Origin of the sequence: Elstera cyanobacteriorum (assembly GCF_002251735.1) — a bacterium.
Classification (GTDB): Bacteria; Pseudomonadota; Alphaproteobacteria; order Elsterales; family Elsteraceae; genus Elstera; species Elstera cyanobacteriorum.
In genome coordinates, this window is record NZ_NOXS01000022.1 from 1 (window position 1) to 13,163 (window position 13,163).

Below are 13,163 nucleotides of genomic sequence, written 5' to 3' on the forward strand. Positions count from 1 at the left end.
CCGTCCATCCCTGCGCCAATCTGGCGCGGCGCGACCGGATTTTCGCGCAGTTCGGACGGCTGGCCGGGGTGGGTCTTTGCCTTCCCTCAAAATCAAGCGGCGGTATTTCGGTCGCAACGGGCCGATAGCTGGGACAGCTTGCCGCTGCCGCGTACTATTCCGCTGCCGGTGCCCGCCTATGGCGACGGTGGCCTGCTGGTGGCGGGCCGGTCGAACGCCTGTCTGCGGTCGGCGGATGGGGCGGGGTTCAGCGACTATACCCCCGTGCCCGACCCTTACTACGTCAACGATTTGGCCGCGTCCGGGCGGCGCTATATCGCGGTTTGCTATGACCGCACCGGGAACAGCGGCGCCACCTGGCAGACCAGCAAATTCCTCATCCTCGACGTTCCAGGCTGACCGTCGTTCATAAGGATAGATTAACAATGCCGGTTTTAATCTCTTTCCGTACTCGTTTGGGCATATCTCGTTTACCCCCTAACTGGATATCAATCTCTCCCCTACCCAATGCTGAATGGGGGGCAACCTATTCAGCGACCCTGCTGGCAACCACCGACGCGCCACCGGTCAGCTATAGCCTGCCGTCCGGCAACTTGCCGCCGGGGCTAACACTGGTCGGGGATACGATCAGCGGCGCCCCGCGCCCGGCCCCGACCGCGCCGGTCTGGGGCACGGCGGCGGGTAGTTTAGGCAGCGCGACCCAGGGTGGCAGTTTTGCCGCCACCTTGACCGCCAGCGGAGCCGCCAGCTTTGCCGTGCGGGCCGGGCGCTTGCCCTGGGGGCTAACGCTGGATGGGGAGACGGGGGCACTCGCGGGCACGCTGGCGGTGATCGGCGGCGCGACCGACGATCCCGGCCCGCCGCCGGTCTGGGTAACCGCAGGCGGCAGCCTTGGCACGGTGCGGGAAACCTATAATGGCATCAACGAACCGGTTGCCCTTGGCCTCGCTGCAACCGGGGCGGCGGTTTACACGATAAGCGGCGGCGTGCTCCCCTGGGGCCTGACGCTCGACCGCGATACCGGCGCGCTGGCAGGCGTGGTGCGGAATATCGGCGGCGGCACCTGGGAGCCGGATACGGTTGTTACCTGGACGGCGCCGGTGGCGACGGACCTTGGCAGCTTCGCCCGGGGCACGTCGGTCGGGCCGATTCCGCAGACGGTAAGCCCTTCTGGCGTGTTCTGGATCAGCAGTGGCACGCTGCCCTGGGGGCTTACACTGACACGCGTCGGCGGCGAGATCAGCGGCACGGTCAGCAACGAGAACGAGATGGGCACATACACTTTTACGGTGGCTTGTGCTGCCAACCCAGGCTTTGCCTTCGGCACGCGCGCCTATTCGATCACCATTACATAAGGAGGGCGGTATGCCCGAAGTGTTTAATTTCACCGCCCGCGCCACGGCGGCGAGCGGGGCTTTTGCCGACCGGGATTTTTCGATCACGGTCAATAATACCCAAATCAATCGGCTGCTGGCGGTGGGCCAAAGTGGCGCGGCGCGGTCAATCAACTCGCACACGGCCTGGGTTCTCATCCCTGGGGTGAAGGGCGATAGCGCCGCCTATGGTGACCGCTGGTTGATCTGGGACCAGACGGCGGGGGTGATGTGGACGTCACCCGATGCGATCAACTTCACCAGCTTTGTGCCGACCTTGCCGGGCGGCTATAGCCGTCTTGGTTTTTTGCGCTGGCGCGATGGTGTCTGGTGGGCGATGGCGATGGCGGACCGCACGAGCCACTGGGAAACCGGTGTTGTGACCTCAATTGACGGTGGGGTTACTTGGAGCCTTGTAGGGGCAACCTTGATTGATGCCGCGTTCGGTTATTCCTTCGAGCGGTCGGAGGCCGGGGCATCGATTATGGCAACCGGAACTCAGTGGTTCCATCGGTCCGATGATGGGGCCGCTTGGATTTCGGTGCGCAGCACAGGTCAATCCTACCGGTTTCAGATCGCCCATTTGAACGGTATCTGGTTCGGGCCGGACTCGATGGGGGCCAACAGTCTGCTGGCGCGTTCGATTGATGGGCAAAGCTGGTTTGCGCAGAGCAACCCAACAGCCTTGATCAGCGGCGGCTATTATCGCGGCATGGCCTACGGCAATGGCTATATCGTCGCCTGCGCCTACACCGAGGCGGAAACGGGATTTACCACCGACGCCGGGTTAACAGTCCAGGCCGGGGCGACGCTTCCGGCTGCGTCCGGCCCCTATGATACCGAATGCCCCATCGTCTGCGTCCAGGGGCGGTTCGTGATGCTGGGCGATGCCGGGCGTACCTTCGCGGCCTCCACACCTGCTGGGCCGTGGAATGCCAGCAATCTGCCTGCCGGTCTCAATCCCTCAACGTTGGCGGTACGGCCATGATGATGGGGGATATTCATACCGTTTTAGCCGAAATCCAGGCAGGCGCACGCGAGGGGCGCGTGTGGCGTGAACGGGCGGACGCACGATTGGATCAGACNCGATGCCGGGCGTACCTTCGCGGCCTCCACACCTGCTGGGCCGTGGAATGCCAGCAATCTGCCTGCCGGTCTCAATCCCTCAACGTTGGCGGTACGGCCATGATGATGGGGGATATTCATACCGTTTTAGCCGAAATCCAGGCAGGCGCACGCGAGGGGCGCGTGTGGCGTGAACGGGCGGACGCACGATTGGATCAGACCGCAGAAAGCCTCAATCATCTCTCCCAGGCAGTCGCCGAAATCGGCACCGAGATGAAACTGCACTTGCACTATGGGCAGGAGCGGATCGACCGCCTGGAAACCCGACTGGCCAATGTCGAAACCCCAAGAGGGGCGACAACCCAGAAGGCGGCGGTAGCGGTTGGCGGCGGCGGGTTATTCGGTTGGTTGGCCGGTGGGGGATGGGATCATCTCGCCCTCTTGCTGAAAAGGATCCTGCCATGACGGGCGGCAGGCTGCCGCGCGGCATCCGCAATCATAATCCCGGCAATATTCGGCGGACGGCAACCCTCTGGCGGGGTATGAGTGTGGATCAATCCGCCGACCCCACCTTCATCGTGTTTCAGGAACCGCTGTGGGGCCTGCGCGCTCTCGGTCGGCTGCTGCGCACTTACTACGATATTTACCACTGTCGGACGGTTGCGGCGATCATCGACCGCTATGCCCCCCCGACGGAAAACGACACGGCGGCCTATCGTGCCTCTGTCGCAGCGGCGCTTCGCGTTGCAGTAGATCAACCGCTGGTCCGAGACGTGCCGACGTGGGTTGGGCTCATGCAGGCCATCGTCCGTCACGAAAACGGGGTTGGCGACTATTACTCCCCCGATCTGTATCGGTCCGCCGCTCAGATGGCGCTGGACTGATTTTCATCTTCGTCTTCAGGAGACTGACATGTCCTATCTTCTCGCGCGCTTGCAGGAGCGCAGCACTTGGCTTGGCCTTATCGCGCTGGCAACCGGTTTCGGTGTGAGCCTTGAGCCGGAAATTTCGAATGCCATCATCACCATCGGCAGCACCTTGGCTGGGGTGGTGGCGGCGCTGACGCCGGATCGTTCTTCCTAAGGAGGATGAGAGACCGATCCTGGCGAGAAAAGGTGTATGTTGTGGGCTTGGCATCTAGGCGTGCTGCCACCATCTCGCACCAGAGTGCCTTTGGTTGAAAGGATCGGTCATGCGGTCGCTTGCAGTCGTTTTGCTGGCCGGTGGATTGGCGTTTCCAGCCTCGGCCAGCGCCCCCGAACCCCAGGGGGCGGAACTTGAGTATCGCGTCTATGTCGGCGGTATCGGCGCGGCGCGCTATGCCGTGCGCTACACGGCGACGGAGGGGCGCACGGCTATCGCCCTGACCGGCCAGACCGAAGGCATGACCGATTGGTTTGCCGGGTGGCGGGCGACGCAGTTTGCCGAGGCAGACTTCGATCCCCGCGCTCTCCATATCGCGCCGCGCATCGAGTATCGGTCGGCCAGTATTTTTCGCAGCGAACCGCGCGACGTTCGCCTGTCGCTGTTTCCCGACCGGCCCGCCGATTGGTGGGCCAGCCCGGAAAAAGACGATGAGCCGCGCACGCCTATTGATGCGGCGCAGACGCGAGGGGTGTTCGACCCGCTGACCGCCAGCTTCCTCAGCCTCAGCCGGATCGGGGATAGCCAGACCTGCCCCGATCAACTGCCGGTCTTTGACGGACGGCGGCGGTTTGATGCCGTTTTCCGGCCTGCGCAATCGGAGGTGCTGAAAGCCAGCAGTTACAGTATGTTTGCTGGGCCGACCCTGGTCTGTCGGTTCGTCATCAAGCGCCTTGGCGGTTATATCATTCGCGAAACCGATTGGAACCGCCCGGAAGACCGCGAGCGACCGATCACGGTGCATCTTGCCTCGGTTCTGCCGGGGCATCCGCGCGTGCCGGTGCGGATCGAGAGCGAATTAACGCTGGGAAGCATCATCGTACATCTGGTCGCCGCCCGGGCGGTGAGCGGGGAAACGCGCATGGCTGCCTTGCCGCCGAATTAACATTGTCTCTCTGGTGTCTCTCCTTTGTCCGCGTTGATATGAGTAGCGCTTAACGCCGCTCACCGAGCTTTAGGGGGAGAGAATGAACCTGACCGATACCGCCCTGTTCCGTCAGCAAGCCTATATCAATGGCCAATGGGTTGGCGCTGATACGGGGGGCACCCTTGCCGTCGATAATCCAGCCACGGGCGTTTTGATCGGCACGGTCCCAAATATGGGGGCGGCTGAAACCCGCCGGGCGATTGAAGCGGCGGGCGCGGCCTTTCCGCTCTGGGCAGCGAAGACGGCAAAGGAACGGTCGATCATCCTCACCCGCTGGGCCGAGCTGATCGTTCAGAATGTCGATGATCTTGCCGTTCTAATGACCAGCGAGCAGGGCAAGCCACTGGCCGAAGCGCGCGGTGAAATTCTGTCGGGCGCCGCTTATATCCAATGGTTTGCCGAAGAGGGCCGCCGGGTGTATGGCGATGTCATCCCGCAGCCGCGCGGCGGTCAGCGTTTGCTGGTCGTAAAGCAGCCGGTCGGCGTCTGTGGGGCGATTACCCCGTGGAATTTTCCGTCTTCAATGATCGCGCGCAAAGCCGGGGCGGCCTTGGCGGTCGGCTGCACGCTGGTGGTCAAACCGTCGGATCTGACGCCGTTTTCGGCGCTGGCTCTGGCGGAGCTTGCTGAACGCGCCGGGCTGCCCGCAGGGGTTCTGAACATCGTGATCGGCGATGCCGCGCCGATTGGTGACGAATTGAGCTTCAATCCTATCGTCAAAAAGATCACCTTCACTGGCTCGACGGCAGTCGGCAAGTTGCTGCTGAGTAAGGCCGCGCAGACGGTGAAAAAGGTCAGCATGGAGTTGGGCGGCAATGCGCCCTTCATCGTTTTCGACGATGCCGATCTCGATGCCGCGGTGGCCGGGGCGATCCTGTCGAAGTTCCGCAATGCCGGGCAGACCTGTGTGTGCGCCAACCGCGTTTTCGTGCAGGAGGGGATTTACGAGGCTTTTGCCGCGAAATTCACAGCGGCAACGCAGGGGCTGAAAGTCGGCAACGGCCTCGACACCGGCACCACGACCGGTCCGCTGATCGACGACCGCGCGTTGGCGAAGGTCGAACGGATGGTGGCTGAGGCGACGGAAAAAGGGGCGCGCGTGCTGACCGGCGGCACGAAGCATGCGCTGGGTGGGCGCTTCTATACCCCGACCGTGCTGGCCGATGTGACTGGCGAAATGTCGGTCGTGCGGGACGAAATCTTTGGTCCGGTCGCGCCGCTCGTCCGCTTTAAGGACGAGGCCGATGTCATCCGGCTGGCCAATGACACCGATTACGGCCTCGCCGCCTATTTCTATGCTCGCGACCTTGGGCGCGTCTGGCGGGTGGCCGAGGCGCTGGAATATGGCATGGTCGCCGTCAATGAAGGGGCGATTGCGACGGAAGTTGCGCCCTTCGGCGGGATTAAACAGTCTGGCATGGGCCGCGAGGGTTCAAAATATGGCGTTGATGATTACATCCAACTGAAGTTCGTGACCTTCGGTGGAATTGGAGCCTAGGGATGGCCTATGAATTTGACCTGCTGACCATCGGCGCCGGGTCGGGAGGCGTGGCGGGGAGCCGCCGCGCCGCCGCCTACGGCCCGCGCGTTGGCATTATTGAAGAAGCCCGCATTGGCGGCACCTGCGTTCTACGCGGCTGCGTGCCGAAAAAGCTGCTGATCTATGGCGTCGATATCGCCGACACGCTGGCCGACGCCGCCGGTTTTGGCTGGAGCATTGACGGCGCTAGCCTGGACTGGCGCAAGCTGATCGCGGCTAAGGATAACGAGCTGGATCGTCTCCACGGTATCTATGTCTCAATGCTCGACAAGGCCGGGGTTGCGCGGATCGAGGGGCGCGGCGTGCTGGTCGATCCGCACACGGTGCAGGTCGGCGACCGGCGCGTAACGGCGGAGCGCATTCTGATTGCCACCGGTGGCTGGCCGACTGTGCCGGATATTCCGGGTAAGGAGTTGATGATCACCTCGAACGAGGCGCTTGATCTGAAAAACCTGCCGGAACGCATCGTCATTTACGGGGCGGGCTATATTGCGGTGGAGTTTGCCGGAATTTTCCGGGCGGCGGGCTGTACCGTCGATCTGGTTTTCCGGGGCGATCAGGTTTTGCGCGGCTTTGATGGCGAAGTGCGGGCGCATCTCACCGACTCGCTGGCCGCGCGCGGGATTAACCTATTGCCGGGCCGGACGATCGCCAGCGTGGCGGAAGAGGGCGCGGCGCGGCGTGTCACCCTGTCCGACGGATCGGTAATCCTGGCGGGGCAGGTCATGGCGGCAACGGGTCGCGCGCCGAATACCAAAGGCCTGGGGTTAGAGGCAGTTGGGGTGCAGACTGGGGCGCAGGGCGAGATTATCGTCGATAATTGGTCGCGCACCTCGGTGCCCTCGATCTATGCCGTTGGCGATGTGACCAACCGCTTCAATCTAACGCCGGTCGCGATTGCCGAAGCGCGGGCGGTGGCTGAAACGCTCTATAATCAAAACCCGATGAGCGTCTTCGAGAATATTGTCCCGACGGCGGTCTTCTCGCGCCCGGAAGTCGGCACGGTCGGCCTGTCGGAAGAGGCGGCCCTGGCAGCGAGCCATACGCTCGATATCTACACAACCCGCTTCCGCCCAATGAAGAACACCATCTCTGGCCGGGCGGAGCGGACGTTTATGAAGCTGGTGGTCGATCAGCCGTCCCAGCGCGTCTTAGGGGCGCATATGGTCGGGCCGGATGCGGCGGAAATCGTCCAAGGTCTCGCCGTCGCCCTGACCTGCGGCGCGACCAAGCAGCAGTTCGACCGCACGATCGGCCTGCATCCCAGCGCGGCGGAAGAGTTTGTGACGCTGCGGGACAAGCGGACTTAACAACGGCAGCCGGGGCTTCGGCCCCGGCTAAACCCGCTTGAGTAAGGCCCGACCGATGGGCTTGATCGGCTCGCTGCGCAAGACCAGCGACGTCGTAACCGCGCCGAATCGGGCGATGGTATCGACGATGGCTTCCAGTTCTGCCGGGGTTGGCACCAGCACTTTGAGAATGAAGCAATCCTCGCCGGTTAAACGCAGGACTTCGATCACCTGTGGCATTTCGGCGAACAAGGCCAGGCTGGCCCGGATATGCTCGTGGGTTGTGCGCAGCCGGATCACCGCCATCATGCCGAGGCCCAGGGCGGCGGCATTGATCCGCGCGCCATAGCCAGTGACGATGCCGCGCTCTTCCAGCCGTTTCACCCGCTCGGAGGTGGCGGGCTGCGACAGGCCGATCCGCCGCCCAAGTTCCGACATGCCGATCCGGCCATTTTCCTGAAGTGCTTCCAAAATAGCGATATCCACGGGGTCAAGGAGGCTCTTCAAGCCGCTCATCGGGATGCTCCACCTTGAATTCATCGGAAAGGGCGTTTCTTTTCCGATGATCACCCATTCAGCCGCGCTCGGAAACCCGTCATTTTTCCTCTATCGAACGACGTAGGAGACGATGATGACGGAAATCATTCTGGTACCGGGGATCAATGGATCAGGCCCAGCGCATTGGCAAAGCCTATGGGCGGCGGAAGATGCGACGATGCGTCCGTTCCAGCCGCGCGACTGGGATCACCCGGAGTTGGATGATTGGTTGGGGGCGTTCGACGCGGCCGTTGCAGCGTCGAACGCTCCTCCGGTCCTGGTCGCCCACAGCCTAGGGTGTCTGCTGGTTGCCTTTTGGCAGGCACGCTCGGCGCATCCCGTTGCCGGGGCCTTTTTGGTGGCGGTGCCCGATCCGGTAGGGTCGAAGTTTCCGGCGGCGGCGGTAAGTTTTACGGCCCCCCCGGGCGATAGTTTCCGCTGTCCTGCCCTGATCGTCGGCAGTTCGGACGATCCTTATGGAACGCCCGATTATGCCCGGCAGCGGGCCGCCCAATGGGGGTGTGGCTATCTCGACATTGGTGCCAAGGGGCATCTCAACGCCAAAAGCGGGCTGGGCGCTTGGCCGGAGGGGCGGGCTTTGCTAACCGCCTTCATTGCCGGTCTGGCACATTAGGATGGATGGGGCCGCTAGGCCCCATCCGCCTCAGGCGATTACGCGGCCTTCCGCTTCACGCTGCGGACTTTCGCCGAGCGTGGTTTCAGGGTCCGCGCGGCGAAAGGGAGGACAGGGCCCTCCAGATCGGCCAGCGATCCAGGGGTTAGGCCCCGGATGTACAGCCGCTCGGTCTTTTCGCCCGGCATGGTAATGCCCTTCGGGCCAGCCTGCTCGAAGCCGAACTTGGCGTAGAATTCGGCGAGGTCGCTGACCAGCACGATCACCTGATGCCCGTGAGCAGCGCAGGCGGCCAGCGTTACATCCATAAGGTCGGCGCCAAGGCCGAGGCCCCGATAGTCGCCATCGACGGCGAGCGGACCCAGCAGCAGGGCAGGCGTCGCGTTCGGGCCGATCTGCACAGGCCAATAGCGCAGGGTGCCGATGATCTTCTCGCCATCCTTGGCGACGAAGCACAGCGGTGCGACGGGCGCGACCCGATCCCGGAACCGATAGGAAGTCTTCTGGCAGCGTGTCTGGCCGAAAACCTTATCGAGCAGATGTTCGATTTCCGCCGCGTCTTGCGGCTGTTCTTGGGTGAAAGTCACCATTGTCCTAGTCCTGTAATCCCGAGAGCGCACACGTCCAGTCGCTTGGCCAGCGACACACCGACCAAACCCGGTCCGGCAACCGCCGGGGTACGTCTAGGGCAACAGGGTCCCCACCGAAGCGGCAGGGCAGGAGGGGCTGAGTTTCGTCAGGGTGCCCGCATCCCGCTGCGCGTCACGACGCACCGGCTGGCCGAACCGGCCATCCTGTCGTCGTCGTTGCAGGGGAAGAAACTGAAGCACCGTGAAATCCTCTGATTAGGTGAGGCAGATCAATATCATATTCTGAGGTCGCGTCAATAGGCAGAATTTTATCCTGCATCTTGCCGAAATTGCATCAGTCGCAGGGCAGCGCCCCATAGGCTGAACGCATCTTTGACGGAAAGGCTACCGATATCGGCGTGACTCAGATCATCCAGCAGAACCAAATGACCCTGTCCTGGGGGCAGGGCTTCTATCAGGCTTTCGCTTTCGGTGTAAGGCACGGTTCCGTCATGGCGGCTATGCACGAGGGTCACGGATGCGGAAAGGCCGGAGAGATCTAGATCCGCAAGGCTCAGCGCAGCAATCGCCTCCCGCAGCGGGGCGGGGAGGGCGGCGATGAACTCACCTACCGCGTCGGGATCATCGTTACGGATCAGGGCGAACAGCGCCCGGCCTTCCGGTCCTAGGCCAGCGGCGAGATCATCCAGCGGTGCGCTGGGATCAGTCAGGCGGCGCTGCGCCATTATCCCCAGTAGGCCCCGGTCGGCGGGATCGCTCAGGCGATCAAGATTGGCGTCGAGAAAGACCCAAATCCCCCGCGCATTGGGCGGCTGGAACTGCCAACTCTCATCCAGCGGTCCGCGATAAGCGCCAGTGGTGAAGAAGCGGATGACCGCTTCGGCATCATAAAAACCGCCGAGCGCGAAGATCCCCTGCACATCGGCGGCGATATCGGGTTCGAGCGCCGCACGGATCGATGGGACGAGGCTGTAGGAGACGGCACCAATCCCAACCTGCCGCGCCGCCGGATCGATCCGGTCGGTCGCAACGCGGACGGCATCGGCAATGGCGCGCGGGTGATCGGGCAGGACGTGCAGTTTTTCCATGCCCGGCAGTTCTGGCACGATAACGCGGAAGCCGGTTTCCGCCAGCAGCCGGGCCATCAGCATCAGACGCGAATCGTCGCGCCCGGCTTTGGAGGCGCCCGGCACGAGGATCAGGCTGGCGCGTTCCCAGCCATCCTGCCTTAGCCAAATGTCACCCTGGCGGGTACGCCCTTCTACGGTCCATTCCGTGCGCCGCTGATCGACGGCGGGGGCGAAGGGGAGCGGCTCCCTCCCCGCCAGCAGCGAGACGATGACCCAGAGCGCCGATCCGGTTCCCGCTGGGGTCATGGCCCAGCCCAGCCCCATCGCCCCGGCGAGGACCGCCAGGGCTAGGGCAATCCGCCGGAGCCAGATCATTTCCGCAGCAGAAATTCGCGGCCGAGCTTAACGCGCGGTTCGCCATCGTAAGCGATGATATCGGCGGTGGCGTAGGTTTCGCCCCAATTATCCGGCAGGTAGGAGCCGGTGCCGATCACGTCGATGGGGGCGCCTGCCGCTGCCATTACTTTACATTTTGCCGGGCCGAAGCCGCTGGAAGCGATGATTTTTACCGCACCGAACCCGGCTTGATCGAGCGCTTGGCGGAAATGGAAAATCGCCGCCGCCGTTACGCCGGGGCCGACCAGATGCCGCAGTTCCGCTTCTGTCCGATAGCCCCGGATCGACTGCGGTGCATGGGCCGCGAGTACGGCGTAGGAGAGGGATGTATCCAGCCCCTCGATAAAGCGGCTACCGTGGGTATCGAGGCGAAAGCTGATGCGCCCCGCCGCCGCCAATTCGGGGAAGCGGTGGCAGACCGCGAGCGCATCGGTCACTTCCTGGCCGAAATAATCGACGAGGACGATCAGATCGTTCTGCGGATAGGTCTCATGATACATTTCGGCGGCGCGCACCGTCGATCCGGCATAGCCGATCAACGCGTGCGGCATGGTGCCGAGGCCGCTCTCCCGCCCGAAATGATGGGCGGTCGCCGTCGTGGCATTGCCAATAAACCCGACCGCGCCGACCGACCGTTTTGCGGCGTCCGATCCGACATGCGCGGCATAGGCCATCATATCGGCCATTTCCTGGCCCGCGCAGTGGCGCGCTTCCATCGCCAGAAATGCCACATTTGGCAAATCGACGCACATGGTAAAGGCGTTATAGGCCGCAACGCAGGCCGGGCCGAGCCGTTGTAGCAGAATGGTTTCGAGATCGACGAGATGGGTGAAGGCGCCGGTTACATAGAACAGCGGTTCGCCCGCGCCGACCCAATCGCCTTCCTGGTGTTTGGTTTCGATGGTGAACTGCGTGCCGCGCTGGGCGGCCATCGCTGTCAGCCAATCCAGCGCAAGTTTTGCCGCAAATAGCACCGGACGCCGCATAAAGACAGCATAGGTGACGCTGGTGTCGCCGTTCCTGCGGACGATTTCTTTCGTCCGCAGGAAATACGCATCGGTCCGGTCGGCGACCTGAGCATCGGAAAGCGCCACACCTTGAACAGGTGCCTCGGTCTGGGCAACCACGGCCCGGTCGCGAACGTCCATATTTCTCCTGACCGGTAGGCCCCCGACGGCGCCGCTACCGACTAGCTTGCTGCAGCAAGCCTTACAGCTTCCCGCTCGGCTTTCAAGGATTCAGCGATCAGGAACGCCAATTCAATCGCCTGTTCGCCGTTAAGGCGCGGATCGCAATGGGTATGGTAGCGATCACCCAGCGTATCATCGCTGATGGCTTGGGCGCCGCCGATACACTCCGTCACGTTCCGGCCGGTCATTTCAAAATGCACGCCGCCCGCATAGGTGCCTTCGGCGCGGTGAATGTCAAAGAAGGCGCGGATTTCCGACAGGATATTGTCGAACGCGCGGGTTTTATACCCGCTGGCCGATTTGACCGTATTGCCGTGCATCGGGTCCGATGACCAGACGACGCGGCGGCCTTCGCGCTCTACCCGGCGGACGAGCTGCGGCAGGTGCTTGCCGATCTTATCCGCGCCCATGCGGGCGATCAGGGTCAAGCGGCCCGGCTCGTTCGACGGGTTCAGCCGGTCGATCAAGCGGATCATATCGTCCGGGTCCATCGACGGGCCGACCTTCATGCCGATCGGGTTCTTAATCCCGCGCATAAATTCAACGTGCGCCCCGTCGAGCTGGCGGGTGCGGTCGCCGATCCACAGCATATGGGCAGACGTATCGTACCAATCGCCGCTAATGCTGTCGGTGCGGGTCATGGCCTGCTCGAAGCCGAGCAGCAGCGCTTCATGGCTGGTGAAGACATCGGTTTCGCGGATCTGCGGCGAGGTTTCGGACGTCAGGCCGCAGGCTTCCATGAACGCCAAGCATTCGCCGATCCGGTCCGCGAGCGCTTGATATTTTTCCCCCGCCGGGGAGCGCGAAACAAAACCGAGCGTCCAGCCGTGAACCCGGTGCAGATCGGCATAGCCGCCTTGGGCGAAGGCGCGGATCAGGTTCAGCGTTGCTGCTGACTGGCTATAGGCCTGCAACTGCCGCTTCGGATCGGGGATGCGCGCGTCTTCGGTGAACTCGATGCCGTTCACCACGTCGCCGCGATAGGACGGCAGCGTCACGCCGTCGCGGGTTTCAGTATCTTCCGACCGCGGTTTGGCGAATTGCCCAGCCAAGCGCCCGACCTTCACGACCGGCATGGCCGAACCGAAGGTCAGGATGACCGCCATTTGCAGCAGTACACGGAAGGTATCGCGGATATTATCCGGGTGGAATTCGGCAAAACTTTCGGCGCAATCACCGCCCTGGAGCAGAAAAGCCTTCCCGTCGGCCACTTTTGCAAGCTGGGCTTGCAGGCGGCGCGCCTCACCGGCGAACACCAGCGGCGGATAGCTGCGCAGCGTATTTTCGACCGAGGCGACATCGGTCGCATCAGGATAGCTGGGCAGTTGCTTCGCCGGTTTCGTGCGCCAGCTTTCGGGGGTCCATTTCCCGCTCATTGTATCCTCTTTCTTTCCTCCATCTCTCCGAC

The 13,163-nt window shown here is 62.9% G+C and carries 15 protein-coding genes; 10 read left to right on the top strand and 5 right to left on the bottom strand.

Annotation, left to right across the window (positions count from 1 at the left end; genetic code table 11):
- From CHR90_RS19385 to gor, 9 genes are all read left to right on the top strand, one after another.
- A partial coding sequence (locus CHR90_RS19385; protein ID WP_212668587.1) for a hypothetical protein occupies positions 1-399 on the top strand: 399 nt, incomplete at its 5' end.
- A 26-nt stretch (positions 400-425) separates the two neighbouring features.
- Complete coding sequence (locus tag CHR90_RS01860; RefSeq protein WP_141210845.1) at positions 426-1,355, top strand: putative Ig domain-containing protein; 930 nt, start codon at positions 426-428, stop codon at positions 1,353-1,355.
- Positions 1,356-1,365: 10 nt separating this feature from the next.
- Positions 1,366-2,361, top strand: a complete 996-nt coding sequence (locus tag CHR90_RS01865) for a hypothetical protein (RefSeq protein ID WP_094407166.1) — start codon at positions 1,366-1,368, stop codon at positions 2,359-2,361.
- A gap of 197 nt (positions 2,362-2,558) precedes the next feature.
- Positions 2,559-2,903, top strand: a complete 345-nt coding sequence (locus CHR90_RS19070; RefSeq protein WP_141210846.1) for a hypothetical protein — start codon at positions 2,559-2,561, stop codon at positions 2,901-2,903.
- On the top strand, positions 2,900-3,322 hold the full coding sequence (locus tag CHR90_RS01875) for a hypothetical protein (protein WP_094407170.1): 423 nt from the start codon (positions 2,900-2,902) through the stop codon (positions 3,320-3,322). The genes CHR90_RS19070 and CHR90_RS01875 overlap by 4 nt, the downstream gene beginning before the upstream one ends.
- A gap of 28 nt (positions 3,323-3,350) precedes the next feature.
- Entirely contained in the window at positions 3,351-3,521 is a 171-nt protein-coding gene (locus CHR90_RS19390; protein ID WP_170941258.1) for a hypothetical protein, read from the top strand.
- A 109-nt stretch (positions 3,522-3,630) separates the two neighbouring features.
- A complete protein-coding gene (locus CHR90_RS01880) occupies positions 3,631-4,467 on the top strand; it encodes a DUF3108 domain-containing protein (RefSeq protein ID WP_094407172.1) in 837 nt (278 codons plus the stop codon).
- An 82-nt stretch (positions 4,468-4,549) separates the two neighbouring features.
- Positions 4,550-6,007 (top strand): NAD-dependent succinate-semialdehyde dehydrogenase, encoded by a 1,458-nt coding sequence (locus CHR90_RS01885; protein WP_094407174.1) that lies wholly within the window; start codon positions 4,550-4,552, stop codon positions 6,005-6,007.
- Positions 6,008-6,009: 2 nt separating this feature from the next.
- The gene (gene gor, locus CHR90_RS01890; RefSeq protein WP_094407176.1) at positions 6,010-7,359 is read left to right on the top strand and encodes a glutathione-disulfide reductase; all 1,350 of its coding nucleotides are present in this window, start codon (positions 6,010-6,012) and stop codon (positions 7,357-7,359) included.
- 27 nt (positions 7,360-7,386) lie between these two features.
- On the opposite strand, the gene CHR90_RS01895 is transcribed toward gor, so the two are convergent.
- Positions 7,387-7,854, bottom strand: a complete 468-nt coding sequence (locus tag CHR90_RS01895; protein ID WP_094407178.1) for an Lrp/AsnC family transcriptional regulator — start codon at positions 7,852-7,854, stop codon at positions 7,387-7,389.
- A 115-nt stretch (positions 7,855-7,969) separates the two neighbouring features.
- Between CHR90_RS01895 and CHR90_RS01900 the strand changes: the two genes are divergently transcribed.
- Positions 7,970-8,509, top strand: a complete 540-nt coding sequence (locus CHR90_RS01900) for an RBBP9/YdeN family alpha/beta hydrolase (RefSeq protein ID WP_094407304.1) — start codon at positions 7,970-7,972, stop codon at positions 8,507-8,509.
- A gap of 38 nt (positions 8,510-8,547) precedes the next feature.
- On the opposite strand, the gene CHR90_RS01905 is transcribed toward CHR90_RS01900, so the two are convergent.
- The 4 genes from CHR90_RS01905 to CHR90_RS01920 form a co-directional block, all read right to left on the bottom strand.
- Entirely contained in the window at positions 8,548-9,099 is a 552-nt protein-coding gene (locus tag CHR90_RS01905; protein ID WP_094407180.1) for a GNAT family N-acetyltransferase, read from the bottom strand.
- Between the two features lie 308 nt (positions 9,100-9,407).
- Positions 9,408-10,544 carry a hypothetical protein gene (locus tag CHR90_RS01910; RefSeq protein WP_094407182.1) on the bottom strand — a complete coding sequence of 379 codons (1,137 nt, stop codon included), beginning with the start codon at positions 10,542-10,544 and terminating at the stop codon, positions 9,408-9,410.
- Positions 10,541-11,713 carry a nicotinate phosphoribosyltransferase gene (locus CHR90_RS01915; protein ID WP_229671582.1) on the bottom strand — a complete coding sequence of 391 codons (1,173 nt, stop codon included), beginning with the start codon at positions 11,711-11,713 and terminating at the stop codon, positions 10,541-10,543. Before CHR90_RS01915 ends, CHR90_RS01910 begins: the two co-directional genes overlap by 4 nt.
- Positions 11,714-11,754: 41 nt before the next feature.
- Positions 11,755-13,131: a class II 3-deoxy-7-phosphoheptulonate synthase gene (locus CHR90_RS01920; RefSeq protein ID WP_094407184.1), complete on the bottom strand. Its 1,377-nt coding sequence runs from the start codon at positions 13,129-13,131 to the stop codon at positions 11,755-11,757.
- Positions 13,132-13,163: the final 32 nt, after the last annotated feature.